This window comes from Frankia sp. AgB32, from assembly GCF_023243045.1.
Classification (GTDB): Bacteria; Actinomycetota; Actinomycetes; order Frankiales; family Frankiaceae; genus Frankia.
Window position 1 is genome coordinate 62,442 of record NZ_JALKFX010000007.1, and the last position, 25,777, is coordinate 88,218.

Here is a 25,777-nt window from a genome sequence, read left to right on the forward strand (position 1 = left end):
CGGCGACCCGCAACACAGCCAGGGCCGCCTCGCCACCTGGATGTCGTCTGGACGACGTTTACGGGACTTTGTACGCCGGCCCGGACTGTTGTGAGGAAGGGGGAGAGGCGACACGGCGGCATAGGCTGATCGAGGCGGCAGCGGGAGGGCGCATGGTGGTCAAGGAGATATTGGGCGCCAGTTCGGAGACGGACGTCGACTGGGTGGACGCGCGCGGCATGCGGGCCTGGCGGTCGCTGCTGCAGGCGCACGCGCACATCACCCGGGTGCTGGAGGCGGAGCTGGAGGCAGCGCACCAGCTGCCGCTGGCCTCCTACGACGTCCTGGTCCAGCTCGCCGAGGCGCCGGGCCGTGAGCTGCGGATGAGTGAACTCGCTCAGGCGGTGCTGCTGTCCCGCAGCGGCCTGACCCGCCTGGTCGACCGGATGGAACGGGAGGGACTGGTCGTCCGGCGCGCCTGTCCGTCCGACGCGCGGGGCACGCTGGCCACCCTCACCCCGGCGGGGCTCGACCGGTTGCGGGACGCCTCCGGCACGCATCTGAAAGGCGTCGGCCGGCACGTGCTGTCCCATTTCAGCCGGGCGGAGCAGGAGCTGCTCGCCGACCTGCTCGGGCGGCTGAACCCGCAGTCCGTCGAGCGCCGCGATGCCCGGGAGAGCGCCTGACCCACCGCGGCGGCGGTCTCAGGCCGCCGCGGTGATCGGCGCGGCGCCGCACGCCGCCGCGACCAGCCGCTGGTAGGCCGCGGGAGAGGTCGACTCGGCGCCGAGGCCCTGGGGTTTGCTGCTGCCGTGGAAGTCGCTGGAACCCGTCACGACCAGGTCGAGGTCGGCGGCGAGAGCGCGCAGGCGGCGCCGCTCGTCGCCGTCGTGGTCGGGATGGTCCACCTCCAGGCCGGTGAGTCCGGCGCCGGCCATCCGTTCGATCACCTCCGGCCCGACGGTGACGCCGCGGCGGCTCGCGAAGGGATGCGCGAACACGCTGACCCCGCCGGCCTGGCGAATCAGCCGCAGCGTCTCCCAGACGTCCGGCTGCCACTTGCCGACCCAGTAGGGCCCGCCGGTGCCGATCCACTCGCGGCTGAACGCCGCCGACACCGTCGGCACCAGCCCGGCCTCGACCATGGCCGCCGCGACGTGCGGGCGCCCGACCGTCCCCGCGGCCAGCTCGCTGACCCGTTCCCAGGTCACCTGGTGACCGTCGGTGGCGAGCAGGCGCACCATCTGGCGGGCGCGGGTCGCCCGGTGTTCGCGGATCTGGGCGCGCACCGCGGCGAACGCGGGCTCGGTGGCGTCGAAGAGGTAGGCGAGCACGTGCAGCGAGACCGACCGGCCGGCGACCTCGACGAAACAGGAGATCTCCGCGCCCGGTAGGAGGGTGAGCCCGGCCGGCAGCGCGGCGGCGGCGCGGGCGTGACCGGCGGTCGTGTCGTGGTCGGTCAGCGCCACCACGGTCAGACCGGCGTCGGCGGCGAGGCGCATCAGATCGTCCGGCTCGACCAGTCCGTCGGACGCCGTGGAGTGGGTGTGCAGGTCGATGCTCACCCGGTCATGCTGGCAGCCGCACCCGGGTGAGCGCGGCGACTTCCTCCCGGGCGGGCCGGTCTCACAGATCCAGACCGGTGAGGACGAGGACGCGCTCCTCGGACAGATCGGTCATCGCCGAGCGGACCCCCTCCCGGCCGATGCCGGAGCCCTTCGTGCCGCCGTAGGGCATCTGGTCGGCCCGGTAGGACGGGACGTCGCCGACGACGACCCCGCCGACGGCGAGTTCCCGGTGCGCCCGGAACGCGGTCGCCAGGTCGTGGGTGAACACGCCGGCCTGCAGGCCGAACGCGCTGTCGTTGATCCTCGCGAAGCCGTCGTCGAGTCCATCGACGGGGGACAGGACGATGACCGGGCCGAAGACCTCCTCCTGCACGACGCGGGCGTCGGCGGGGACGTCGGTGAGCACGGTCGGGGCGAGGTTCGCGCCGGTACGGGTGCCACCGCAGACCAGGGTCGCCCCGGCCGCGACGGCCTCGCCGATCCACGCCTCGACCCGCTGCGCGGCGGCGACGTCGATGAGCGGGCCGACATCGGTCGCCGGGTCGGCCGGGTCGCCGTCGCGCAGCGCCCCCACGGCCTTGACGACCTGGTCGAGCAGCTCGTCGTAGACCGACCGGTCGGCGTACACCCGCTGCACGGCGATGCAGGACTGGCCGGCCTGGTAGTTCGCGAACAGGGCGATGCGCCCGGCCGCGCGGGCGAGGTCGTCGGCGGCGCGGAAGTCGGGCGCCACCAGCACCGCGCCGTTGCCGCCGAGTTCGAGCACGACGTGCTTGCGCGGCACCGCGTCCCGGATCGACCAGCCGACCGGGCCGGAGCCGGTGAACGACACCACCGGCAGCCGCGGGTCCGCGACCAGCGCGCCGACGGCGTCGTTCGGCACCGTCAGCACCGACCACGACCCCTCGGGCAGGTCCGTGCCGGCGAGCAGCTCGCCGAGGAACAGCGCGGACAGCGGGGTGCGCGGCGCCGGCTTGATGATGATCGGCGCGCCGATCGCGAGCGCCGGCGCGACCTTGTGCGCCACCAGGTTCAGCGGGAAGTTGAACGGCGTGATCCCGAGCACCGGGCCGCGTGGGAAGCGCCGGGTCAGGGCGAGGCGGCCCTCCCCGGTCGGGTCGGTGTCGAGCCGGGTCAGCTCGCCGGCGAAGCGCCGGGCCTCCTCCGCGCCCCAGCGGAACGTCGAGCTCGCCCGCGCTACCTCGGCGCGCGCCCAGGTCAGCGGCTTGCCGCTCTCCGAGGTGATGATCCGGGCCAGCTCGTCGCCGCGGCGGGCGATCTCCTTGGACACGTGGGCCAGCGCCGAGGCGCGCACGTGCGCCGGCAGCGCGGAGAGCTGCGGGGCGACCGACGCGGCGGCGGCCACGGCGAGCTCCACCTGGTCCGCGCCGGGTTCGGCCACCGTCGCGAGGATCTTGCCGTCGTAGGGGCTGCGGACGGTGAACGTCGACGCGCCGGCCGTCAGGCGGCCCGCGAGCCAGAACTGGGTGGGGTCAGGCATCGTACGCCCATGTCGTCGCCATCACGACTCATCCTAGGCGCATCCCGATGGTCCAGGCCGGATTGCGGCCACCGGCGGGGCGATCGGCCAACGCGCGTCTTCCGGCACATCAGTGCTGGTAGGACGCTTGCATGTGGGTTGTGACGGTTGCCAGGGGTTGGCGGCGGGCACAGTTCTCCCGGATCCGCCGAAGTCCGGCGGCCGCGTCGACCCGATCCCTAGGAGGCGCCCGGTGACCACTGCCGCGGCCTGTCCTCGTTGTCTCGCTCCGCTCCGTCCACCGGACCTGTGGAGTAGTCAGTACCGGTGCGACGGGCACGGGGAGGTGACCCCCTACCGCACGGCGGCGTCCAGCCGGGAACAGGCGATGCACGCCATGGCCACCACCTCGACGGTGCCCGTCTGGCTGCCCGAGCCCATGCCGGTGCACTGGTACGTCAGCGGCGTCGGCTGGGCCGGCGACGAGCGTACCGGGCCGCGGGCCGCCGCCGTCGCCGCCGCCGGCCCGTCCCCCCTCGGCGGCCCGGCGGAGAGGGTGCTGGTCGGGGAGGCCCCCGGCATCGGCCTCGGCGCGCGCCTCGCCGGCAGCGCCGGCCCCGACCCGGAGACCCTGCCCGGGTCGGCGGAGGCGAAGGTCGAGGCCGCCGGGCGTCCCACCGCCATGTGGCCGGTGGCCGCCCCGGCCGACCGCGCCGCGTTCGTCGGCGAGGCCCGCGGGGTCTGGCTGTGGCTGGTGCTCTGGCCCGCCGACGCCGCGCTGATCCTGCTGGAGCACCTCGTCCTGCGGGACGTTCGGGACGCACCGGAACTCGGCGAGCGGTCGTTCTTCGGCGCCTTCAGCGAACACCTGGCCGCCCTGCCGTCGACGCTGCGCTGATCGCCTCCCCGGCGGCCATAGGCTGATCCCCGATCGAGCCCGGCCGGCGAAGGGGACCAGCCCACATGACGAATCCGCCTTCGGCGCCACCCGCGACGGGGTCCGGTTGCGTGCCGCCCGGTTGCGTGCCGATCGAACCGGCGCCGGCGGGGTGCGTGCCGGACGCCGCGATCGAGCCTGGTCGGCTCACCGTGGTGGTGAATCCGAGTGCCGGCCGCGGCCGGGCGCTGCGCCTGCTCGGCGAGGTGGGCACCGAGCTCGCCGGCTGGGCGGCGGACGTCCGGGTCACGCCGACCCGTGACCTAAAGCATGCCCGCGCGCTCGCGGTCGAGGCCACCGCCGGTGGCCGGGTGGTCGTGGCGCTCGGCGGCGACGGTCTGGCCGGGGCGGTCGCCGGGGCGGTGGCGGGCGTCGGTGGCGTGCTGGCCGTGCTGCCGGGCGGTCGCGGCAACGACTTCGTCCGCGGGCTGGGGCTCTCGGCCGACCCCCGCCGCGTCGCGGCGGACCTCGCCCGGTCCCGGGAGCTGCGGGTCGATCTGCCCGAGGTCGGCGGCCGCCCGTACCTGGGGATCGCGAGCGTCGGCTACGACTCCGACGTGCAGGTCATCGCCAACCGGACCCGCCTGCTGCGCGGCCGGCAGGTCTACACCTACGCGGCGCTGCGGGCGCTGGCCGCCTGGCGCCCGGCCCACTTCACCGTGACCCTGGACGACGAACCGCCCTTCGACCTGCACGGCTGGACGGTCGCCGCGGCCAACGCCCCGTTCTACGGCGGCGGAATGCGCTTCGCTCCCGCCGCGGACCTCACCGACGGCCTGCTGGAGATCGTGCTGGTCTCCCGCGCCTCCCGACTGACCTTCCTGGCGCTGTTCCCCCGGGTCTTCGCCGGCCGGCACGTCGACACCCCGTACGTCCGCGTCCTGCGCGGCCGCCGCGTCCGTGTCGAGGCCGACCGCCCCTTCGCCGTCTACGCCGACGGCGACCCGCTCGCCGACCTGCCGACAGAAATCATCATCCGCCCCCGCGCCCTACGCCTGCTGCTCCCCGCTACCTGAACCCCGCGGCCCCGGCTGGATATCCGATGAGCGCGCCGCTGCGATCGCGGTCCCATGACTATGGCTGGTCAGGTACTGCGTCGCCGCTGCCGTCACCGCTTACCGTGATGCCGAGGACGCCAGCTGGGTCGCTCGCGGTCGGATCCTGCCCGGCAAGCCGCAGCTGGCCCAGCTCGCCACCCTGCCGGCAGACGACGTACAGGACGAATACGCGGTCACCGCGGGTTCGGGTAACCCAATCAAGCACGGCGAGGACGTCCGTGTCGGTGATCTCGTAGGTGGTGGAATGCGGAGCGACGTGCGGATTACTATCCGGCGCCGACCAGAACTGAACGCGATACGCGGGCCGTTCCACCTCCCACCGAGTCTCCCGTGGGTCCACCATGCGCAAATTCATTGAAGAATTGTAGCACGGGCAGTGACTCGGTCGGCCGAACCTGGATTGCCCGACCGAGTCACTGCCACGAAATCCTGCACTCGACCAGCGTCATCCGCCGGATTCCTCGCCCCGCATGGGATTCGCCGCCGGAACCTACCGGCCAGATAGAAATTCACCTGGAGGATCGGGGAGTAGCTCGGCGACCGCTGTCGAGCTCACTGAAGAATTACGGCGTTGTTACGTAACGCAGAATCGAGCGGAAGTCTCCGTATGTTCCGCCGACGAGTCCGACGCGCGATGCACCTTGATACCAGGCGGTACCCTTAATGCTTGTCGGGGCGACATCCGGGGTGTAGAACGTATTATTCGAGGGAACGTTGACGGTCCTCTTCTCGGAGCTCGTCGCCTTGCTGATAAGCGGCCCGGCGGGCGGGGATCCCGGGCCGCCGCTAATCGAGCCAAGATTTCCGTAGAAGTCGATGGTCACGGGAGTGACAGTGCCTGTGCAGTTCACTCTTGTCTTGTAGATGACGCTGCCGGCGCCATTGCCCGAGGTGTCCGAGAAGTGCGGAGCATCCGCACTTACTGAGCACACCGTCGTTCCTATGCCGGGCGCCGCCGCTGCGCTGACGCCACTACTCCGCTCCGCCGGACTGGTGATTGTGATGGCCGTGGTACCCGAGGCAGGGCCAGGGACTGGCGGGGCCGCCTGGGCGGCGGCCGCAGGAACCCCGACGGTCGCCACTGCAAGCGCGACCGGCGCGCAGGCTCCGAGCGCGAGGCGTGCGGCATTTCTTCGCTGCATCTCTACTCCTTTAGTTCCTTCGTTTGCAAGGCCGATCATGGAACGGAGGTCCCTGTGGCCTCATGGTCGGCGCCACTAGCTAAAATGGCCATATGAATAGGTGACACGTGCGGGCGGCCGAGTGAAAAAAGACACCACGCGCTCTATTTTTTCGGGCTGCACGGCGAAAGTAATCACGTCTATTCCGGAAAGCGTTTCGTGGTCCCTGGAGTCCCGCATTGACCACCGAAAGCAGGCATAGCGGTTGTGGACATCAAGGTCGCCGACTCGCACCGGCCGGACTCCTGGAAAATCGCGCGATATATCGCCCAGGAGCGTCGAAATCGCTTCGGCTCCGCTGACCTGCGCCAGTGGGTTCGCGTAGATTACTGCAGAACTGCAGCAGCCCGCTAGGGTGGAGGTTCGAGCCGCCTGATCCGTCTGGGTCCACGCCGAAAGTAGGCTGGCGACCAGACGGGCTGCGATATTCTCGCTGACCGGCTGGGGAGAATCGGCATCTCCCGTAACAGCGCGGTCCTGGACCCGGTCGGCCCTGTACTCGGCTGTAGACGCCGATCGGCCGCGTGGTTCAGCGTCCGTCATGGTGCGTACATCCGAGCGGCCTCAGCCCGCTGAAGTTTCCCGGATGGCGTCTTTGGAATACTCCCCGGCGGAAGGACCCTGACGATGTGTGGGCGTACACCCACGTTCTCCCGCACCTCGAGTACTATCTTGCGTTGAATTTCGGCGATGCTTTCGGATCGACTCTCCACCGCGATCCCCAGGCATTCCCCGGACAGCGGGCCGAGTCGGCGGTAGGAAAATGCCACGGCATTCCCGGCGCGGACCTCGGCAACCAGCGTCGCGGCGCGCTCAACCTCTTCAGGATAAATATTTCGTCCGGCCACAATTATAACATCCTTACGGCGCCCGGTTACGACCAGCTCACTATCGACGAGGTAGCCAAGGTCGCCCGTGCGCAGCCAGCCGTCCCTCCCGGTCGCAAACTCCATGGCGGTTGGGCCTTTGCGATATCCGACAGCCACGGAGGGTCCCCGAACCTCGATCTCGCCCACGGAGCGCTCCGGAAGGACTCGGCCTGATTCCGATTCCACGACGCGGACGGACATCCCGGGGATCGGTGGACCAAGCAGCGGAAGTCGGCGGGCGCGGGTGCTACTGGCACCGGGTGCGACGGGAACAGCACGTGCCTGCTCGGCCAAAGCAGCACCGTCGACCGGGTCGCAACGAAGGCCGCGTCTCACGGGAGACATCGTGACCGCGACAGTTGCTTCGGCCAGCCCATAGGCGGTGACCGGGACGGCAGGACTCATGCCGTGCCTGGCACCCGCCTTAACGAATGCTTCCACGGCCTCGGGGTCGATGGCTTCACCGCCCGACAGAGCGATCTTCAGTGAGGACAGGTCTAGAGCCGGACCGGTGGACAGCAGCCTCGCGGCGAGGGAGTACGCAGAGTTCGGCGCGACGGTGGCGGTCGCTTGAAACCGTGACAACTGGCGCATCCAGTCCTCCGGACGAGCCAGGTAGTCGACCGGACTGGACAGCACTGTATCGCAGCCCCCACAGCTCATTGGGATGATGAGTCCGCCGACCAGCCCCATATCGTGGGACAGCGGCAGCCACGAGAGCATCCGCCCATGGATCTCGTCGTGACCTGTGGCCGTTTTAATGGCCTGGATGTTCGCCGCCAGGTTCCGGTGGCTGATCGTGACTATCCTTGGTGTGTCGGTAGTCCCGCTCGTCATCTGCAGAATTGCAGGATCGTCCTCGGAGATGTCCGGCGGCTGGCAGGTCCGCTCTCCCTGCGCAATGGCCTTGGCGACGAACACATCGAGGTCGGCGACGGTGCGTCCCGGGACGCGTAGGGCGGCCATGTCCTGGACCCATGGCTGGCCGACGAGAAGCAGCTGAGTCCCCAGGGCGGCCAGCCTTTCTCGGGTGGCGGCCAGATAGACTTCGGCTGTCATCGTGCGAGCTGGTGTGGGAGCGAATGTCACGCTTGCACCGGAAAGCCATCCGGCGAGTGCGGCGGTGACCGCGGCGCGCGAGGTGAGTGCCAGGATCACGAGTGGTCGGCCGGGCCCAACTCCGCGGACAATCAGGCCCGCTGCCAATCTGGCGGCGTCCTCATAGAGCTCGGTCCAGGCGACTTGGCGCGCCTCGCCGCGGACCAGGAATATAATTGATCCAGATTCTCTCGCCGCGCGGCTTACAGCGTCGAGGAGATAGACCACCGGAAGCCTCCCTTACCTGGGTCCGTGAAAAGGGGCAACCTGCTCCGCAACTCCGATCCTGCCTGCGTCGGCAGAGGGAGAGAAGCCGACGGTGAGCGGCTGGCGCCGTCTGACTGCGAGGATGAGCCTGTCCCAGTATCGGCCGCCGTAATAATCATGATCTTTGAGTCGCGCCTCGATCTGAAAATGCTCACTCTGTGCACTTGCGAACTGCTTGAAGTTGAATTCGGGAATTTCAAAGTACAATTTTCGAAAAGGCCAGACATCGAAGAGATACCGGATGAAGAGCTGCACCGGCTCCAGTGCGATTCCTGATCCACGGTAGCGGTTGATCATTGCGGCCCCGACGTAGGCATGGCCCAGGGTGAAGTCAGGGTTGTAACAGATCACGTTCCCGACCGGCTCGCCGGACTCCACGGACTCCACGACGAACTGGGACAGCGTGCTTGCCCAAAGTTCCTGCTCGAACTGGTGAACGTTTGGGACCGATCCTCGGTATCTCCACCTGAAACCCACATCTGGAGCTATCGCGAGCTCGTAGAGAAAGGCAGTCGAGGTCGGTAGCACGGGAGTCAGTCGGAAGAGCTTTCCATTCCACGTCGGCGGTTCGGCAGAACCGGTCGCAACGTCGAGCTTGTCGGTTTCCCTCTGCGGGTCGAGGTGAAGTGCGTCGTGGGGAGGCGCCAGCGAGCTTGCCCTTGGCCAGTCCTGAGCCCCCCGGTTTGTCGCGGGATCGAGGTGCGCCACGCCTTCCGGCTCTTGGGATTGGCATGCCTGGTGCAGCTCGGCGATGCTGTCGATGGCCAGCCAATCTCGTTCCGTAAGCTCTATTCCGAGGTCGGCCAGGCCGGCATGTAGCTCAAGGAGAACGAAGGAGTCGAAACCCAGTTCTGCGCCGAATCGAGCACTGTCGGAAAGTTGCTCCGGGTCTATCCCTGTAACCTTCGCGACAAGGTTTCTTACAGCGTCCTGGGAAGGCATCTCACCTCGTCTGGTCCGACGGCGAAAACTACTTTCAGCACCGACACCGGTGGTAACGATCTATTCGACGGATCGAAGATTCAAAGAGCGGTTGATGAAGGAGATGAACATCTTCACACGTCGGAGGATAGGTGATGGCAGCATGTGTCCGCGACATTCTAACGTCGGTGTGATGCTTGCCACGGTGGGGTTCATCGTGGTGAGGGTGTGGATATGGATCGCCAATCAGAGATCAAGGCTCAGGGGGTTTGGCCTGGACGCACGGACGCTTACGGCTGTTTGTTGTGACTTTTGAACGCGGAAGCGCCCTCTGAGCTGGGAGAATGGGAGTTCTCTGGGCTTCCGTCCACCAGAAGCCCCCACCTGTGCACGAAGGTCAACAGCAGGGTCGGGGGACTGAGCTGTGGCGAACATCGGCGAGATCGCCTACACGTCAACCTATAGCTCCTGGCTCAACCGCCTAGAAGCCCAGTTCACCGCCTTGCGCTCCTTCGCGCTCGACGGAACCGCCCACCGAGCCCAAGCGTCCGTGATCCGCCGCTACGTCGTCTGGCGGAACCAGCACGCCCACGACAAGGACCTCCGCGCGGTCGTCGCACGGGCAATCATTGCCTGTCGCGGCACTAGGGTGCAATCTTATTGAACGCCGCGCTGGGAGCCGCCTACCTTGATTTTCCCAATAGAACTGCTTGGCGAATTTCGAGCACTTCCGCTCCGAACCGAGCGGGGCTTCGGCCTGGGCGAGCGGGAACGGGCTGCCGGTGAACACGGTGTGATAGCGCCAGGTGGGGAACAGTTCTGTCTGGCCTGTGGTGTTCTGGTCTCGGACCCGGCGCACGATCAGGCGGCTGGGGTGCGGTGCGGCCGGATGCGAAGGCGGTGTGGCCGACTTCAAAGATGTCCGCGTCGGAGATCCAGGCCCCGGTGGTCTCGTCCCAGATGGCGCGGTAACGGATCGGGGTCCAGGCGTCCCGTGTGATCCCGTCGACGGTGCGGCGGATCTTCTCGTCGACGGGGGTGGTTATGGAGAACCGGCCGCCGGCAAGGCTGCAGGCTCAACGGCGAGACCGTCCACGCAGAGGATCACGGTCGGCTGCTCACCCGCCTCGGGACGACATGGCCCGTCTGCGATCGCTCGGAGGCGCTCGACCCGGGCCTTCTTCGGTTCGTACTCCGGATCCGTCGACCCTCATGGCTGATGTCGTCGACCACCTCTCGGCGACAAGGAGCTCCACTAGCTTCGACAGGCTCCAGGTCGAAAACGGCAACTGGTGCTCCGACGGGCGGAACTGTGCGATCCTCTTGATATCTCGACGTTCCGGGAGGGTGAACGTCCGCGGCTGGCCGCCGGCGTACTTCGAGTAGAGCGAGATAAATCCGTCGGCGTGGAATTGTGGATCACGTCGCGGGCCCGGTCCTCCGACGGGAACGTCACCGCCGCGATCTTCCCCGGGTTCGCAACCGCAGAGGCCGGAGATCGTTCGGTCGCGCCTCAGTCCCGGCCGGGGTGCTGCCGGTTGACGGCACCACTGCCCCTCTCACTATGGCGCGACTGTGGCGAGGACTGGCGATCCGTGAACCCGGCTGGTCCGCCCGGCTCCTGCCCTGGATCGTCGATCCGGTTTCCGGCCCCTGTCCGAAGAGGTGGCCGGCGCTATGGTTGCCGGCGCTGGCCGAGCGGGGGTGCGTCGCCGCCGCCGGTGAACTCGGGGGTCGCGTGGAAGTCGACGCGGCCGGCGACCCGGGGGTAGTGCAGGTCGAAGGCGGGTCGTTCCGATCGGATCGGCGCCAGTGAGTGGAAGTTGTGCCGCGGCGGCGGGCAGGACGTCGCCCATTCCAGCGAGTTGCCGTAGCCCCACGGGTCGTCGACGGCGGCGATCAGGCCGCGCCGATAGGAGTGCCACAGGTTGTACAGGAACGGCAGGGTCGACAGGGCGAGAAGGAACGAGCCGGCCGTCGAGAAGGTGTTCAGGGTGGTGAAGCCGTCGGCGGGGCCGTAGTCGGCGTAACGCCGCGGCATGCCGCGCAGGCCGAGCCAGTGCTGCACGAGGAACGTCGAGTGGAAGCCGAAGAACACCGTCCAGAAGTGGACCTTGCCGAGCCGGTCGTTCATCATCCGGCCGGTCGCCTTCGGGAACCAGAAGTAGGTGCCACCGAACGCGGCGAAGACCACCGTGCCGAACACGACGTAGTGGAAGTGGGCGACGACGAAGTAGCTGTCGCTGACGTGGAAGTCGATCGGCGGGCTGGCCAGCAGCACCCCCGTCAGCCCGCCGAACAGGAACGTCACGAGGAAGCCGAGGGCGAACAGCATCGGCGTTTCGAAGGACAGCTGCCCGCGCCACATCGTGCCGACCCAGTTGAAGAACTTGATGCCGGTCGGCACGGCGATGAGGAACGACAGGAACGCGAAGAACGGCAGCAGCACCGCGCCGGTGACGAACATGTGGTGCGCCCACACCGCCACCGACAGCGCCCCGATCCCGATGGTGGCGAACACCAGGCCCTTGTAGCCGAACAGCGGCTTGCGGGAGAACACCGGCAGGATCTCGCTGATGATCCCGAAGAACGGCAGCGCGATGATGTAGACCTCGGGATGCCCGAAGAACCAGAACAGGTGCTGCCAGAGGATCGCCCCGCCGTTGGCGGCGTCGAACACGTGCGCGCCGAAGCGGCGGTCCGCCTCCAACGCCAGCAGCTGCGCGGCGAGCACCGGGAACGCGATGATGACCAGGATCGACGTCACCAGGAACGTCCAGCAGAACATCGACAGCCGGAACATCGTCATGCCGGGGGCGCGCATGCACAGGATCGTCGTGATCATGTTGACGCCGCCGAGGATGGTGCCGAGACCCGAGACCGTCAGTCCGAGGATCCACAGGTCGCCGCCCGGCATCGGTGCGTACGTCCTGCTGTTCAGCGGGGCGTAGGCGAACCAGCCGAAGTCCGCCGCGCCGTCCGGGGCGAGAAACCCGGAGATGACGACCAGGCCACCGAACAGGAACAGCCAGTACGACAGCGCGTTCAGCCGGGGGAAGGCGACGTCCGGCGCGCCGATCTGCAACGGCACGAGCAGGTTCGCGAACGCGAACGCCAGCGGGGTCGCGAACATCAGCAGCATGAGCGTGCCGTGGATGGTGAACAGCTGGTTGTACTGCTCGTTGGAGAAGAACTGCAGCCCTGGCCGGGCGAGCTCGGCCCGCATCATGACGGCCAGGATCCCGGCGAACAGGAAGAAACCGAGCGCGGACACGAAGTACATGACCGCGATGTCCTTGTGGGACGTGGTGCGCAGGTAGCCGAGCAGGCCCGCCCGTGGCCGGGAATGGGCCGCGACGATGTCCTCCGCGCGGATGCGGGCGACCTCGTGCGGCTTCCGTGGCTCCTCGAGGGTCGTCACGCCGGCTCCCGTTGCTGTCGTCGGTCACGGGCTGCGGGGTGCGGCGCGGACCTGTGGGACCGCCTGGTCATCGACCCGCGGCCGAGCAGCTGGAATCCTATCGTGACGATCGAGATGCGAAGCGTAACTAGGCATCCGGAAGGATGGCCCGGCGCCGACCGGGCCACGGACTACGCGCGCTGGGCGCCCGGCCGGCCGTCCTCGATCACCCAGGAGGTGTCGGTGGTGACGGGGGAGTCGCGGTGCGAGATGTCCGCGACGACGCGCAGGTCGGCCTGGCACTCGTCGGCGCTCAGGCGGAAACGGGTGTAGCCGCGACGGTCCCCGCGGAAATAGCGGACGTGCGGGTTCAGCCGAGCGTTGTTGTCCCGGACGAAATCGTCGCTGATCAGGAAGAACGCCGAGCTGATCGAGGTGCAGACGAACTCCGAGGCCACGACCGGCGTCTCCGGCCGGTCGAAGTCGACCCGTAGGTCGTTCACCCACGCGCAGTGCAGGTCCCCGGAGAGCACGACCGGGTTGCGCGCCCCGCTGTCGCGCATGCCGGCGAGGATGCGCCGCCGGTAGGGCCGGTACCCGTCGTTCTGGTCCAGGTTCGTCAGGGTCTCGCCCTGGCCGATCGGCAGCTGGCCGTCGAGCTGGGCCATCATCGTCTGCTGCGCGATGATGTTCCAGCGGGACCGGGAGGCGTCCAGGCCGTCCCGCAGCCAGCGTTCCTGCTCGGCGCCGGCCATCGTGCCGCCGGCGTTGTCGCTGCCGAGGTCGGTCGCGCCGATCGCGCTCGGGGAGCGTCCCGGCGTCGGCGTGCGGTACTGCCGGGTGTCCATGACGTGCATCGTCGCCAGGCTGCCGAAGGACAGCCGCCGGTAGATCCGCAGGTCCGGGGAGCCCGGGTTCAGCTCGGCGCGGATTGGCATGTGCTCGTAGTACGCCTGGTAGGCGGCGGCGCGCTGACGGGCGAACACGGTTGGGTCCTGGTGGCGCGGGCCGGTGTCGCCGACCTCGTCGACGAGCCCCGCATAGTTGTTCTCGACCTCGTGGTCGTCCCAGGTGACGACCCAGGGCGCTGCCAGGTGCGCCGCCCGCAGCGCCGGATCGGCCTTGTACTGGCCGTAGCGGTTGCGGTAGTCGGCGAGGGTCTGGAGCTGGTCCAGGCCCGGGGTCTGCGGGGTGGTGTGCCGCCGGTCCGGGAACCTGCTGCTCGGGTCGTACTCGTAGATGTAGTCGCCGACGTGCACGACGAGGTCGGGCCGGTCCGCGGCGATCGCGTCGTAGGCGGGCCAGTAGCCGTTCTGGTAGTCCTGGCAGGACACCAGCGCGAAACTCAACGACCCGGCGGCCGCGTCCGGCCCGGCGCCGGGCGCGGCGGCCGTGCGGGTCCGCCCGACCGGGCTGAGCACCGTGCCGGCCCGGAACCGGTAGAAGTACTCCCGCCCCGGCTCCAGGCCCCGGACGTCGACGTGCACCGAGTGCGCGAACGCCGTCTGCGCGGTCTGCGTACCGGCCCGTACCACGGACCCGAAGCCCTCGTCCGTGGCGATCTGCCAGTCGACGGGCACGTCCCGGGCCGGCATCCCGCCGCCCTCGCTCGGCTTCGGCGCGAGCCGGGTCCAGAGGATCACCCCGTCGGGCAGTGGATCGCCACTGGCCACCCCGAGCGCGAACACCCCGTCCGTCACGCCGGGGACGGGCGTCGGCGCCCGCAGGGTCGGCGCCGGGGACGGCGTGGTGCCACCGGAGCTCGAGCAGGCCGCGGCCAGCGCGGCGCCGCCAAGGCCCAGCCCACCGAGCAGCACGGCCCGCCGATGCGGCCGGCCCCCACCGCCGTCGGCACGGTTGCTACCAGGAGGAAGCGGGATTCCAGCACCGTCGCGGCTCACAGAACCAGCACCTTAGACCCGAGATCGGGCGGCCGGACGGCCAACGGGTGTCAGGATTCCAACGAATCAGTACGAAGCTTCCCGGCCCGTCCCGAAGGCACCATCAACCGTGATCGGAAAGGTGTGCGGGGGCTGGACGGGCTCGGCACGCCAGCCCGATCCGAGAGGAGGAGCGGTGGCCGACTCCGGACGACCGTCAGGGTCCCCACGGGACGAGGGGGACCACGTACCCGGCGCGGTCCGCGCCTGGTGGGCGGCCGGCGAGGCCGGCGACCCGGCGGCCGCCGCTGCGTGCCTCGCCGATGTGGTGGTCGTGGACCTGCCGAAGATCGGCAGGTACCGGTTCGCCGGCCATCGCTCGATGTGGCTCATGCTGATGGCCGCCTTCGACCGCATCGAGGATCTCCGCCATGAATCCGTCTCCGGTGCGGACGACCAGTGGACGCTGTCCTTCCAGGCCCGTCTCTGCGGTCACCTGACCGCGGCGACCCAGCGTCTTACGCTGGACCCCACCGGCCACATCCACGAGCTGATGCTGCCGGGCCCCGCCCCGATGGATTTCCGCCTCGCGATGGAACGGTTCGGCGCACTGCTTGTCTCGCCGTTTCCGCGCCGTCCCGGCCAGCGTCGCGCCCACGGACGCCCTCGTCCCCACCGGACAGCGCGAGTCCCGCTGGTGGACCGGCCGGATCCGGCCGCGGAACCGCCCTGCGCCGAGTAGTGGGCCGCGGCGCACTCGACGGCGCGTCAGGTGAGGGCGACCTCGCGCCGCGACGGGTCACGCAGGTCGGTGCCGGCGGCGAGCCAGCGCTGGTGCAGCGAGTCCGGGCCGTGGACGCGCTTGTGGGCGGCCTCGTTCGCGGTCATCGGCAGCACCGGCAGGAAGCGCACCGGCGCGGCGGCGGGCTCGTCCGGCACGGTCAGGTCGGGCAGCAGGCCGCCGGGTTCGGCGACGAGCACGGCGCTGAACGGGGCGCCGTCCCACAGGGGTTCGCCGAGGTCGAGGACGGCGCCGGGGGCCACCGGGCGGGCCTCGACGACGGGGATCGCCGCGAGCACGGCGAGGCGGCGCAGCACGCTGTCGCGCCGGCCGCGCAGGGACAGCACCAGCTCGGCCCGCGGGCCGGCCGGGTCGCGCACGGCCGAGTCGGCGGCCGTCATCGGCTCCCGGGACATGCCCAGCGTGAGGTAGCGGACGATGCCACCGCGGTCGGGGCCGAAGCGGAGCACCTCGATCTGTTCGGTGCCGAGGAACGTCACGGCGGCCCGGCCGGTGTCCGGCCCGAACTCCCGCGCGGCGTGCCGCTCGACCGCCCGGCTCAGGGCACTGTCACTCACCGGACGACCACCTGCGCCGTGTCTGTCATGACATCGATCGTAGGGTCAGCCGGGAGAACGCGAGGTGCACGAGTGGGAACCCTCGCGACAGGTGGGGCCGTTGGACCCGGCAGGCGACCTTGCCGGGGCGGCGAGCGTGACGGGGCCGCGATTTTGGAGGGTCTATGGGACAGGCGTTGACGAAGGGCGGCAACGCGCCGCTACCCACTACCGACGTGCGGGTCGAGATCGCCTCGTCGAGCCCGCTGGACATCGCCGCGATCCTGGTGAACGCCGCGGGCAAGGTGCGCTCCGACAGCGACTTCGTCTTCTTCAACCAGCCGACCGGGCCGGGGGTGCGGCTGCTGCCGCCGTCGGCGCTGGAGTTCACCCTCACGGCCGTCCCGCCGGACATCGACAAGGTGGTGGTCACCGGCAGCCTCGACGGCAGCGGCCCGCCGACCTTCGCCGGCGTGCGCGGGCTCGGCATCGTGGTGCGCGACGCCCGAGGTGGCGCCGAGCTGGTCCGTTTCGACCCGCCCGGCTTCGGCCAGGAGACGGCGCTGATCCTCGTCGAGCTGTACCGGCGGGCCGGCGCCTGGAAGGCACGGGCGGTCGGGCAGGGATACGCCGCCGGACTCGCGGGAATCGCCACCGACTTCGGCATCTCCGTCGATGATCCCGGGCCCGCCGGCGCCGGCGCCGGCGCCGCGCCGACCGGTCAGCCGCAGTTCTCCTCGCCGCCCGTCCAGTCGCCGGCGTCCGGTCAGCAGTGGGCGCCGCCGGCCGCGCCACCGATGCCCCCGCATGCGCCGGCGGCCGGAACGCCCGGCGGTCAGCAGTGGGCGCCGCCGCCGGCGCCGCCCACGGCGCCGCAGTGGGGCGCGCCGCAACCGCCGCCGGGCCAGCCCTGGGGTCCGCCGCCGGGTCAGCCGCCGCCCGGCCAGCCCTGGGGTCCGCCGGCCGGCGGACAGCCCGTGCCGCCGCCGCCGCAGTGGGGCCCGCCGCCGCCCCCGCCCGGTCAGCCGTGGGGCCCGCCGCCCGGCCAGCAGCAGCCCCCGCCGCCGGGCCAGCAATGGGGGCCGGGGCCGGGTGCGCCCGTCCCCGCCGGCCCGCCCGCGGGTGGCGCTCGGGTCAACCTGGACAAGGGGCGGGTGTCGCTCACGAAGGGGCAGAGCGTCTCGCTGGTGAAGACCGGCGCGCCGCCGCTCACCCGGGTGCGGATGGGGCTCGGCTGGGATCCGGCCCAGCGCGGCCGGTCGATCGACCTGGACGCCTCCTGCATCCTGTTCGACGAGCGCGGCAAGGACGTGGACAAGGTCTGGTTCATGTCGAAGAAGGGCGCCCGCGGCGCGGTGCGTCACTCCGGCGACAACCTCACCGGTCAGGGCGACGGGGACGACGAGACGATCGCCGTCGACCTGTCCGCGCTGCCCCCCACCGTCATCACGTTGATCTTCACGGTGAACAGCTTCCAGGGCCAGCCGTTCACCGAGGTCCGCAATGCCTACTGCCGGCTCTACGACGACGTCACCGGGCAGGAGCTGGTCCGGTTCGACCTGTCCGAGTCCAAGCCGGCGACCGGGCTGGTGATGTGCCGGGTCCAGCGGGAGCGGGGCGCGCCCACCTGGGCGATGACGGCGATCGGCGAGTTCCATGACGGCAAGACCGTCCGGGCGATGGTCGCTCCGTCGAAGCAGTACCTCTAGACACCAGCCTCCGCCGACAGGCGATGGCTACCGTGAGTGACTACCATCCGACTCGGTGGTGGCCGCGGGAGGTGTCTACGGCATGGGCGGCGCGAAGGAGACGGCCGGCACCGGCGCGCGGCGTCGGGAGTCGGTGGAACCTGGACGGACCGGGCGGCCCGCCGCGGCGGTGGCGCTGCTCGCCGCCGGGATCTCGCTGGTGCTCGCCGTCGGTCCGCCGCTGTTTCGTCCCGGGTTCGGCGTGGGGGGGGGCCGCGGGGGCGCCCCCCCCGGGGCCGGGCCCGGCGGGCGGGGGGGGGCGCCCCCGCGGACCCTGATCGCGACGCTGGGGCGGAACGTCCCCCACTACCTCGAGCCGGACGGCACCGCGGTGGGCATCGTGCCCGGCCGGTGGCGCGACGCCGTCGCCGCGCTGCCCGTCATCGACCAGCGGCCGGGCTGGCTGCGGGTCCGGCTCGCGCAGCGGCCCAACGGGTCCACCGGCTGGGTGCGGCGTTCCGACGTGGGCCTGACCACCAGCCCCTACCGGATCGAGATCGACGCCCGGTCCGCCCGGCTGCGGCTCTTCGACGACGACGCCAAGGTCATGGACGTGCCGGCGGGGGTGGGCACCCTCGAACATCCCACGCCGACCGGCAACTACTTCGTCGCGCTGCTCGCCCCGTCGCCCGGCCCCGGGTACGGCGACGTGGTGCTGGTCACCTCGGCGCACTCGCCGACGACCACCGACTACGACGCCACCCTCGACGCGAGCGTCGCCATCCTTGGCCCGCTCGGTGCCGACGCCCAGATCGGTGTCGACGACCAGGCCGGTGTCGAGGGCCCGAGGCGGCAGGCCGGAGCACGGGTGTCGCGGGGCTGCGTCCGCCTGCACCTGGCGGACCTCGGCCGGCTGCGGGCGGTCCCCGCGGGCACCCCGGTCGACATCATCGCCGAAGCCGCGGTCTGAGCCCGGGTGGGCCATTCGGTCGGTGGGGGCGCGGGCGCGGGTTGCGCGACCGGTGTGGACGGGTAGCCTCCGGCCGTGAACAGGTCCGTAGCGTCCCACCGGCGCGGTATGTCCGCTCGCACGCGTAGCGGTCGGTGAGGGCGGCATGCCCCCGCGTCCGGCGCAGTCCCGCGTGTACTGCCGGCGCCTCGCCGGCCTGCTCGTCCTCGACCCCAACGGCGACCAGGTCGGCCGCGTCCACGACGTCATCGTGACCCTGCGGCTGGGGCACGAGCCGCCGCGGGTGCTCGGCCTCGCGGTGGAGGTGCAGCGCCGGTCGATCTTCGTGCCGATCGGCCGGGTCACGGGGGTGGAGTCGGGCGCGGTCGTGCTGTCCTCCGCCCGGCTGAGCTGGCGGCGGTTCCAGCAGCGGCCGAACGAGACCCGGGTGCTCGGCGAGCTGCTCGACCGGCGGGTGACGTTCATCCCCAACAGCGACGAGGCCGTCGGCGAGGAGGTCACCGTCGTCGACGCGGCGATCGAGCCGATCCGCGGCGGCGACTGGGTGCTCGACCAGGTCGCCGTGCGCACCGGGCGGGGACGGCGCGGCGAGGTCCGGACGGTCTCCTGGGACGAGGTCACCGGGTTCTCGCTGCCCGAGGAGGGGCAGGGCGCGGCGAACCTGCTGGCCGCGTTCGAGAAACTGCGCCCGGCGGACCTGGCCACGCTGCTGCACGACCTGTCCGGCAAGCGCCGCGCCGAGGTCGCCGCCGCCCTCGACGACGAACGGCTCGCCGATGTCCTGGAGGAGCTGCCCGAGGACGAGCAGGTGGAGCTGCTCGGCGGGCTGGCGGAGGAACGGGCCGCCGACGTGCTGGAGGCGATGGGGCCCGACGACGCCGCCGACCTGCTCGGCGAGCTGCCCGCCGAGGACGCCGAGCGGCTGCTGCGGCTGATGGACCCGGGCGAGGCCGCCGGGGTGCGCCGGCTGCTGCTCTATGCCGACGACACCGCCGGCGGGATCATGACCAGCGAGCCGGTGGTGCTCGCGCCGAGCGCGACGGTGGCCGAGGCGCTGGCCCGCATCCGCGAACCGGAGCTGACGCCGGCGCTGGCCGCCCAGATCTACGTCGTCCGCCCGCCGTGCGAGACCCCGACCGGGCGCTACCTCGGCCTCGCGCACTTCCAGCGACTGCTGCGCGAACCGCCGTCGACGCTGGTCGGAGGCGTGATCGACGTCGACATCACGTCGCTGCGCCCGGAGACCCCGCTCGCCGAGGTGACCCGCCACCTGGCGTCCTACAACCTGGTGGCGGCGCCGGTGCTGGACGCCTCCGGGCGGCTCGTCGGCGTGGTGACCGTGGACGACGTCCTGGACCATCTGCTGCCGGCCGACTGGCGGGAGCAGCAGCTCGACGCCGACGCGGACGTCGGCACCGCGCCTGGTGGGCTCACCCCACCGCCGGCCGGCGGGGTGGCACCCGGGGACCGCGGTGAGGTCGGCGCGAGCAGGCCGGCGACGCCGTGATCCGGCGGCGGCGTGAGCCGCGCCTGGACCAGCCGCGGCTGTCGCGCCGCACCCTGGTGCGCCCGCCCTACGAGTCGGACGCCTTCGGCCGGCTCGCCGAACGGGTCGCCCGGTTCATCGGGACGGCGCGCTTCCTGGTCGTCCAGAGCATCGTCATCGTGCTGTGGATCATCTACAACCTGGTCGCGCCGGCCGCGGTCCGGTTCGACTCGTTCCCGTTCATCTTCCTGACCCTGGCGCTGTCGTTGCAGGCCGCGTACGCGGCGCCGCTGATCCTGCTGGCGCAGAACCGCCAGGACGACCGGGATCGGGCGAACCTCGCCCAGGACCGGGAGCAGACCGTGCGGACCCGCGAGGACACCGAGTACCTCGCCCGTGAGGTCGCGGCGATGCGGATCACGATCGGCGAGCTGGCGACCCGTGACTTCCTGCGTTCGGAGCTGCGTGGACTACTCGCGGAGCTGGAGACCCCGCAGTCGCAGCGCGGCGACCAGTCCGACCGGGACCGGCGCGAACGGCGCCGGCGCCGGGACGGCGAACGCTCGTCCCGGCGTGACCGCGACGCGACCGGCGGCCCGGCGCGCTAGGTCGTGTCCGGCCGATCATGCCAGGGGCATCCGGACCCCGACCCCTTCACAGCGACCGGCCGGCGGCGCGGCGGGCCCTGCCGCGCGGGCACACCGGGCACCGAGCCCCAGCAGCCAACTGGAAACGCGCCCGGCCCCGCTAAGGGGCAATCCGGTCACCGGCCCCTGCGAAGCGACCAGTCGCCGGCGCCGCCGGCCCCTCCACGGAACCCGACCAGCCAACCAGGCCACAGCGCACACAGCGACAACTCGCCCACCAGCAAGATCGCCCGGACACGACCTGGGCCTGCTCAGGAACTAGGCCTGCCCAGGGACGCCGCGGCACAGGGTGAGCACCGCCATCGCGATCTCGACGCCGCGCGGGCCGAGCTGGTCGGCCCAGGCCGCGATGATTTCGTTCTCGCGGGCGTGCTCGATGCGCGGGCCGCCCTCGACCGACCGCAGGGCCTGGATCTGGCCGGACAGGTCGCGACGGCTTGCCAGCAGCGCGCGTACCTGGGCGTCGATGTCGTCGATGAGCTGGCGTCCTTCGGCGATCGTGCTGATCGTCGGCGCGCCGTCCGGGACCGGCAGGTGGGCGAGGACGCCGTCCGCGGCGGCCGGTGCGGGGATCGCGGTGTCGGGACGGTCGACGAGGTTCTCCACGAATGGACCTTTCGGTCGGAGGTCCGGCGCGCCCAGGCCACAACGACCCGGGTCGGACCGGGCCTGGGTCTGATGCTTGATCCGCGAGAGGTCAGCGGTTCAGCGGGGACCGAGCCCGGTCCCCATAAAACGGAGGCAGCAGCACGCCGTAGCGCGTGGTGCGGCTGCTCTCCATGGCGACAAGCATGCCAGCCGGGCGCGAATCCGTCCAGGAATGCGGGGGCGGCACGGCCACCTGCCGGTGTCTCCCGATCGGTTCCGGCGCCGTGAACCCGTCCCACACGGTGGGGTCAGGGGATGGTCGGGATGCCTTCGAACTCGTCGGCGGCCAGCCGGGCGCCTGGGCCGGGGACGTGCCGGATCTGGGTCACGTCCACCTCCTGCCGCACGTCTCGCAGCGGCGGCGCTCGTCGACGGGTCCGCCGCAGTCGCGGTGGATGATCCGGAACGGCGCCTGGCCGCCCATGACGTGCTGGTCACCCCACGTCATCAGGGCGTTCAGGACCGGCCAGACGTCCCGGCCCCGCCGGGTGAGCAGGTACTCGTGCCGCTCGGGCTGCTCCTGGTAGCGGTGACGCTCGAAGACACCCTCGGCGGTGAGCCGGGCCAGTCGGTCGCTGAGGACGGTGCGGGCGAGTCCGAGGCGGGGACTGGAAGGCGGCGAAGCGGGTGACCCCCAGGCAGGCCCCGCGGACGATCAGCAGCGTCCAGCGGTCACCCAGGATCTCCAGGCTCGCGGCCAGGGGGTCGGCCTGGTGATCCCGACGCTCGCGGCGGCGATCTCCGCGTCGCTGCCGGCCGCGCGACGGGCCACCGGCAGCGCCGTGTTCGCGATGTCCCGCCAGCTCGGCACGGTCCTGGGGGTGTGGCGCTGATGGCCGGTTCCGCCAACGACTCCAGCGCCGCCGGCTATGCGCGGGTGTGGGTGTTCATCGTGGTCGCCGAGGCGGGCGCCGCCGCGGTGTGCCTCGCCCTCGCGGGACGCCCCGGGCCGGCGACCGGCGCCGGTGCGGGGCGTGGTCGGCCACCCCGGCCAGCCGGCCGAGGTGGTGGAGGCGGCACCGGCGATCGGTACCGCGGTGCCGGAGCCGGTGGGATGAGGTAACCGGATTCGTCGGGCCGGGCCGATGCGATGATCGGGCGATGGCACAGATGGAGCTCGCCGGCATGCCCCGCAGGCTGTTCGCCTGTACGCCGTCGCGGCTGGCGGCCTTCGAGGACTGCCCCCGCCGGTACCGGATGATCTATCTTGACCGCCCGCGGCCGCCGAAGGGCCCGGCCTGGGCGCACGCGTCCTTCGGCGTGAGCGTGCACAACGCGCTGCGCAGGTGGTGGGAGGAGCCGTTCGAGCTGCGCACCCCCGCGCGGGCCGCGCAGCTCGCGCGGCTGCTCTGGGTCGATGAGGGCTTCCGGGACGCCGCGCACTCGGCGAGCTGGCGGGAGCGGGCGGCCGAGATGGTCGCCGGCTACGTCACCGGGCTGGATCCGGCGGCCGAACCGCGCGGCGTCGAGCGCTCGGTGGCCGCCCGCACCGAGGCGCTGGCCTTCTCCGGCCGGGTCGACCGCCTCGACGAGCGCGACGGGGAGCTCGTCGTCGTCGACTACAAGACCGGCCGGCGGCCCCTCACCGACGCCGACGCCCGCTCCTCCCCGGCGCTGGCGCTCTACGCCCTCGCCGCCGGCCGGATGCTGCGCCGGGCCTGCCGCCGGGTCGAGCTGCACCACCTCCCCACCGGCCGGGTCGCCGTCGCCGAGCACACCGAGGACTCGATCGCCCGCCATGTCCGGCGGGCCGAGTCGGTCGCCGCCGACGCGGTCGGCGCCACCGAGGCGCTGCGCGCGGGTGCCGACCCCGACCAAGCCTTCCCCCCGCGCCCCGGCAACCTGTGTTCGTGGTGTGACTTCCGGGCGCTGTGCTCCGAGGGCCAGGCGGTCGGGCCGCAGCGGCAGCCCTGGGACGCCCTCGGCGACGAACCGGCGGCCGCCGACGCCTGACCTGACGCGCCGCCGCGGGGAGCGCCGGGATGCCACCATGGGGCCGTGCCCGAACAGACCGCCCCGACCACGACGCCGCGGGTCTCCGCGAAGGCGATGACCTTCACCGAGTCCGTCATTCGGGAGATGACCCGGCTCGCCCTCGCGCACGACGCGGTGAACCTGGCCCAGGGCTTCCCCGACTTCTCCTGCCCGCCGCAGCTCAAGGAGGCGGCCAAGGCCGCCATCGACGCGGACGTCAACCAGTACGCGATCACCTGGGGCGCGGCGGAGTTCCGCGCCGCGATCGCGGCGAAGGTCGCCCGGACGTACCCGGGCTGGACGGTCGACCCGGACACCGAGCTCTGCGTCACCTGCGGTTCGACCGAGGCGATGATCGCCACGATGCTGGCGCTGGTCGACCCGGGCGACGAGGTCGTGGTGTTCGAGCCGTTCTACGAGAACTACGGCCCGGACACGATTCTGTCCGGCGCCCGGCCGCGGCTGGTCCGCCTGCACGCCCCGGACTGGTCGATCGACCCCGCCGAACTGCGCGCGGCCTTCAGCGATCGCACCCGCGCCATCATCCTGAACACCCCGCACAACCCGACCGGCAAGGTGCTGCGCCGCGACGAGCTCGAACTGGTCGCCGAACTCTGCCAACGGTATGACGTGCTGGTCATCACCGACGAGATCTACGAGCACATCCACTATCTCGGGCCCGGCGGCCACCTCCCGCCCGCCACCATCCCCGGGCTGGAGGACCGCACCGTCACCATCAACGCGCTGTCGAAGACCTACGCGGTGACCGGCTGGCGGGTGGGCTGGACGATCGCGCCGCCGGCCTACACCTCGGCGATCCGCAAGGTCCACGACTTCCTGACCGTCGGGGCGGCGGCGCCGCTGCAGGCCGGTGGCGTGGCGGCGATGGGGCTGCCGGCCGCCTACTACGACGAGCTCGCCGCGGCCTACCGGGCCCGCCGTGACCTGCTCTGCGCCTCGCTGGCGGCGACGGGCTTCACCTTCCGCGAGCCGGACGGCGCCTACTACGTGATGTGTGACACCACGGCGGTCGACCCGGCCGGCGACGACGTGGCCCTGGCGCGGCGCCTGATCACCGACATCGGCGTCGCCGCGGTGCCCGGTTCGTCGTTCTTCGCCGACCCGGCCGACGGGCGGCACATCATCCGCTTCGGCTTCCCGAAGAAGCTCACCACCCTGCAGGCCGCCGCCGAGCGCCTCACCCGGATGACCGCTGGCTGACCCCCCGGGACGGCCCCGCGGGACGGACGTGATCAGCTCTCCGGGCCGGTCGGCGCCTCCGCCCGCACGCCAGCGGGTCCCGTCGCCGGCGGGCGGGGCACGGGATAACCGGTGGCGGCGGCCCGGGCGTGCCCTGCCCGCCGCTCCCGGTCCCGCTCGGCGCGGGCCGCGCGGCCCGCGCCGCCGCGGCGCGGACGGCCGGTCGCGGTGGCGGCGTCCATCGCCGCGGGCTCGGGCAGGGCGTACCGCCCGCGCAGGTACTCGCCGATCCACCGGCCCTGCGCGGTGGCCAGCTCCGGCGGGTCGGTCACGTGGAAGGCCCAGACGACCCGCCGGTCGAACACGCCACCGAACCGGGGCGATCCCGTCCTGACCGGCAGCAGCCGCTCGGTGTGGCCCGTCAGCACCACCGCGTCGAAAATCCCGAGCAGATCATCCGCCGCGGTGTCGGCGGGCGTCGGGTCCGGGCCCGGGTCGGTGGGCGGGTCCGTCCGCACGCCGTGGATCGCGAACGGCGGGGTCGCCGGGTCGGCCGTCGCCAGGCGCAGCGTGTCGGTGGCCACCCCGACGAGCCGGTCCTCGCAGCCATATGCGGCCAGGGCGGCGCGGGCGTCCGAGGGGATCGGCCCGCAGGCGAAGGTGGTGACCTCCAGTCCGCCGTCGACCAGGGAGATCGTCGCGGCGGCGGAGGCGACGTCGAGGCCAAGGACGGCGAGCCGGGGAAGTCCAGTCACGTCCGCGCACTCTAGTGGCGTGTCGCACCGGTCGGCGCACTACGGTGAGGAGATGAGCGTCGTCAAGATCAACGCACTGACCGTTCCCGCGGAGATGCGGGCCACTCTGGAGCAGCGGTTCGCGGGCCGAGCCGGGATGGTCGAGCAGGCCGACGGGTTCGAGTGGTTCGAGCTGCTGCGCCCGATCGAGGGCACGGACTCCTACCTCGTCTACACCCGGTGGCGCAGCGAGGAGGACTTCCAGAAGTGGCAGGCCTCCCAGGCGTTCGGGGAGGGCCATCGCGGGGCGGCATCCGGACCCGCGCCGCAGGGCGGCCAGCACGGCGGCCCGTCGGGCGGCCCGGGCGGGCACGGCGGTCCGGCCCCGGCGGCGACCGGGGCCACGCTGTGGTCGTTCGAGGTGGTGCAGTCCGCGTCGCCCGGCACGAACTGA

Annotated in this window: 22 protein-coding genes and 1 pseudogene; 12 read left to right on the plus strand and 11 right to left on the minus strand. The window is 71.4% G+C overall.

The features are described 5' to 3' along the window. The first annotated feature begins 152 nt into the window (after nucleotides 1-152). Entirely contained in the window at nucleotides 153-665 is a 513-nt protein-coding gene (locus MXD60_RS03890; protein ID WP_248817552.1) for a MarR family winged helix-turn-helix transcriptional regulator, read from the plus strand. 18 nt (nucleotides 666-683) lie between these two features. On the opposite strand, the gene MXD60_RS03895 is transcribed toward MXD60_RS03890, so the two are convergent. Further along, on the minus strand, nucleotides 684-1,544 hold the full coding sequence (locus MXD60_RS03895) for a PHP domain-containing protein (RefSeq protein ID WP_248817553.1): 861 nt from the start codon (nucleotides 1,542-1,544) through the stop codon (nucleotides 684-686). Between the two features lie 61 nt (nucleotides 1,545-1,605). Continuing rightward, nucleotides 1,606-3,048 carry an aldehyde dehydrogenase family protein gene (locus MXD60_RS03900; protein ID WP_248817554.1) on the minus strand — a complete coding sequence of 481 codons (1,443 nt, stop codon included), beginning with the start codon at nucleotides 3,046-3,048 and terminating at the stop codon, nucleotides 1,606-1,608. A 232-nt stretch (nucleotides 3,049-3,280) separates the two neighbouring features. On the opposite strand from MXD60_RS03900, the gene MXD60_RS03905 reads away from it, so the two are divergent. Both MXD60_RS03905 and MXD60_RS03910 read left to right on the plus strand, forming a co-directional pair. Further along, entirely contained in the window at nucleotides 3,281-3,925 is a 645-nt protein-coding gene (locus tag MXD60_RS03905; protein WP_248817555.1) for a DUF6758 family protein, read from the plus strand. Between the two features lie 155 nt (nucleotides 3,926-4,080). Then, nucleotides 4,081-4,980: a diacylglycerol/lipid kinase family protein gene (locus MXD60_RS03910; protein ID WP_308222358.1), complete on the plus strand. Its 900-nt coding sequence runs from the start codon at nucleotides 4,081-4,083 to the stop codon at nucleotides 4,978-4,980. Nucleotides 4,981-5,038: 58 nt separating this feature from the next. Here the strand turns inward: MXD60_RS03910 and MXD60_RS03915 are convergent, their stop codons facing one another. The 3 genes from MXD60_RS03915 to MXD60_RS03925 all read right to left on the minus strand — a co-directional run bounded on the left by MXD60_RS03915 (nucleotide 5,039) and on the right by MXD60_RS03925 (nucleotide 9,379). Further along, nucleotides 5,039-5,365 carry a hypothetical protein gene (locus MXD60_RS03915; RefSeq protein WP_248817557.1) on the minus strand — a complete coding sequence of 109 codons (327 nt, stop codon included), beginning with the start codon at nucleotides 5,363-5,365 and terminating at the stop codon, nucleotides 5,039-5,041. A 1,377-nt stretch (nucleotides 5,366-6,742) separates the two neighbouring features. Continuing rightward, nucleotides 6,743-8,398, minus strand: a complete 1,656-nt coding sequence (locus tag MXD60_RS03920; protein ID WP_248817558.1) for a long-chain-fatty-acid--CoA ligase — start codon at nucleotides 8,396-8,398, stop codon at nucleotides 6,743-6,745. Between the two features lie 12 nt (nucleotides 8,399-8,410). Further along, nucleotides 8,411-9,379, minus strand: coding sequence for a phosphopantetheine-binding protein (locus MXD60_RS03925; protein ID WP_248817559.1), 969 nt, complete (start codon nucleotides 9,377-9,379; stop codon nucleotides 8,411-8,413). A 403-nt stretch (nucleotides 9,380-9,782) separates the two neighbouring features. On the opposite strand from MXD60_RS03925, the gene MXD60_RS03930 reads away from it, so the two are divergent. After that, on the plus strand, nucleotides 9,783-10,022 hold the full coding sequence (locus MXD60_RS03930) for a hypothetical protein (protein ID WP_248817560.1): 240 nt from the start codon (nucleotides 9,783-9,785) through the stop codon (nucleotides 10,020-10,022). Nucleotides 10,023-11,033: 1,011 nt separating this feature from the next. Here MXD60_RS03930 and ctaD read toward each other — a convergent pair. Continuing rightward, nucleotides 11,034-12,779 carry an aa3-type cytochrome oxidase subunit I gene (gene ctaD / locus MXD60_RS03935; protein ID WP_518467297.1) on the minus strand — a complete coding sequence of 582 codons (1,746 nt, stop codon included), beginning with the start codon at nucleotides 12,777-12,779 and terminating at the stop codon, nucleotides 11,034-11,036. A 170-nt stretch (nucleotides 12,780-12,949) separates the two neighbouring features. Further along, nucleotides 12,950-14,638 (minus strand): alkaline phosphatase D family protein, encoded by a 1,689-nt coding sequence (locus tag MXD60_RS03940; protein WP_248817594.1) that lies wholly within the window; start codon nucleotides 14,636-14,638, stop codon nucleotides 12,950-12,952. A gap of 196 nt (nucleotides 14,639-14,834) precedes the next feature. On the opposite strand from MXD60_RS03940, the gene MXD60_RS03945 reads away from it, so the two are divergent. Beyond that, nucleotides 14,835-15,380 (plus strand): hypothetical protein, encoded by a 546-nt coding sequence (locus tag MXD60_RS03945; RefSeq protein WP_248817561.1) that lies wholly within the window; start codon nucleotides 14,835-14,837, stop codon nucleotides 15,378-15,380. A gap of 26 nt (nucleotides 15,381-15,406) precedes the next feature. Here MXD60_RS03945 and MXD60_RS03950 read toward each other — a convergent pair whose 3' ends face one another. Further along, nucleotides 15,407-15,997 (minus strand): suppressor of fused domain protein, encoded by a 591-nt coding sequence (locus MXD60_RS03950; protein WP_248817562.1) that lies wholly within the window; start codon nucleotides 15,995-15,997, stop codon nucleotides 15,407-15,409. A 164-nt stretch (nucleotides 15,998-16,161) separates the two neighbouring features. Between MXD60_RS03950 and MXD60_RS03955 the strand changes: the two genes are divergently transcribed. The 4 genes from MXD60_RS03955 (at nucleotide 16,162) to MXD60_RS03970 (ending at nucleotide 20,728) form a co-directional block, all read left to right on the plus strand. Continuing rightward, nucleotides 16,162-17,685, plus strand: coding sequence for a TerD family protein (locus MXD60_RS03955; protein WP_248817563.1), 1,524 nt, complete (start codon nucleotides 16,162-16,164; stop codon nucleotides 17,683-17,685). 55 nt (nucleotides 17,686-17,740) lie between these two features. Next, the gene (locus tag MXD60_RS03960) at nucleotides 17,741-18,634 is read left to right on the plus strand and encodes a L,D-transpeptidase (RefSeq protein WP_248817564.1); all 894 of its coding nucleotides are present in this window, start codon (nucleotides 17,741-17,743) and stop codon (nucleotides 18,632-18,634) included. Between the two features lie 145 nt (nucleotides 18,635-18,779). Continuing rightward, nucleotides 18,780-20,141 (plus strand): magnesium transporter MgtE N-terminal domain-containing protein, encoded by a 1,362-nt coding sequence (locus MXD60_RS03965; protein WP_248817565.1) that lies wholly within the window; start codon nucleotides 18,780-18,782, stop codon nucleotides 20,139-20,141. Next, nucleotides 20,138-20,728, plus strand: a complete 591-nt coding sequence (locus tag MXD60_RS03970; RefSeq protein ID WP_248817566.1) for a DUF1003 domain-containing protein — start codon at nucleotides 20,138-20,140, stop codon at nucleotides 20,726-20,728. Before MXD60_RS03965 ends, MXD60_RS03970 begins: the two co-directional genes overlap by 4 nt. A gap of 297 nt (nucleotides 20,729-21,025) precedes the next feature. On the opposite strand, the gene MXD60_RS03975 is transcribed toward MXD60_RS03970, so the two are convergent. Both MXD60_RS03975 and MXD60_RS29700 read right to left on the minus strand, forming a co-directional pair. After that, on the minus strand, nucleotides 21,026-21,373 hold the full coding sequence (locus MXD60_RS03975) for a chorismate mutase (RefSeq protein ID WP_248817567.1): 348 nt from the start codon (nucleotides 21,371-21,373) through the stop codon (nucleotides 21,026-21,028). Nucleotides 21,374-21,740: 367 nt separating this feature from the next. Continuing rightward, nucleotides 21,741-21,998: pseudogene (locus tag MXD60_RS29700) on the minus strand (winged helix-turn-helix transcriptional regulator); the annotation flags it as partial. 518 nt (nucleotides 21,999-22,516) lie between these two features. Here MXD60_RS29700 and MXD60_RS03980 point away from each other — a divergent pair. After that, nucleotides 22,517-23,368 (plus strand): RecB family exonuclease, encoded by an 852-nt coding sequence (locus MXD60_RS03980; RefSeq protein ID WP_248817568.1) that lies wholly within the window; start codon nucleotides 22,517-22,519, stop codon nucleotides 23,366-23,368. A 96-nt stretch (nucleotides 23,369-23,464) separates the two neighbouring features. Continuing rightward, complete coding sequence (locus MXD60_RS03985) at nucleotides 23,465-24,610, plus strand: pyridoxal phosphate-dependent aminotransferase (protein WP_248817595.1); 1,146 nt, start codon at nucleotides 23,465-23,467, stop codon at nucleotides 24,608-24,610. Between the two features lie 32 nt (nucleotides 24,611-24,642). Here MXD60_RS03985 and MXD60_RS03990 read toward each other — a convergent pair whose 3' ends face one another. Then, nucleotides 24,643-25,344: a hypothetical protein gene (locus MXD60_RS03990; RefSeq protein WP_248817569.1), complete on the minus strand. Its 702-nt coding sequence runs from the start codon at nucleotides 25,342-25,344 to the stop codon at nucleotides 24,643-24,645. Nucleotides 25,345-25,396: 52 nt separating this feature from the next. On the opposite strand from MXD60_RS03990, the gene MXD60_RS03995 reads away from it, so the two are divergent. After that, the gene (locus MXD60_RS03995) at nucleotides 25,397-25,777 is read left to right on the plus strand and encodes an antibiotic biosynthesis monooxygenase family protein (RefSeq protein WP_248817570.1); all 381 of its coding nucleotides are present in this window, start codon (nucleotides 25,397-25,399) and stop codon (nucleotides 25,775-25,777) included.

Excerpts from the sequence above, each read along its gene's own strand:
- MXD60_RS03890 (WP_248817552.1), top strand. The coding sequence starts at position 153 with ATGGTGGTCAAGGAGATATTGGGCGCCAGTTCGGAGACGGACGTCGAC.
- MXD60_RS03900 (WP_248817554.1), bottom strand. The coding sequence starts at position 3,048 with ATGCCTGACCCCACCCAGTTCTGGCTCGCGGGCCGCCTGACGGCCGGC.
- MXD60_RS03915 (WP_248817557.1), bottom strand. The coding sequence starts at position 5,365 with ATGGTGGACCCACGGGAGACTCGGTGGGAGGTGGAACGGCCCGCGTAT.
- MXD60_RS03925 (WP_248817559.1), bottom strand. The coding sequence starts at position 9,379 with ATGCCTTCCCAGGACGCTGTAAGAAACCTTGTCGCGAAGGTTACAGGG.
- MXD60_RS03955 (WP_248817563.1), top strand. The coding sequence starts at position 16,162 with ATGGGACAGGCGTTGACGAAGGGCGGCAACGCGCCGCTACCCACTACC.
- MXD60_RS03965 (WP_248817565.1), top strand. The coding sequence starts at position 18,780 with ATGCCCCCGCGTCCGGCGCAGTCCCGCGTGTACTGCCGGCGCCTCGCC.
- MXD60_RS03980 (WP_248817568.1), top strand. The coding sequence starts at position 22,517 with ATGGCACAGATGGAGCTCGCCGGCATGCCCCGCAGGCTGTTCGCCTGT.
- MXD60_RS03985 (WP_248817595.1), top strand. The coding sequence starts at position 23,465 with ATGACCTTCACCGAGTCCGTCATTCGGGAGATGACCCGGCTCGCCCTC.
- MXD60_RS03995 (WP_248817570.1), top strand. The coding sequence starts at position 25,397 with ATGAGCGTCGTCAAGATCAACGCACTGACCGTTCCCGCGGAGATGCGG.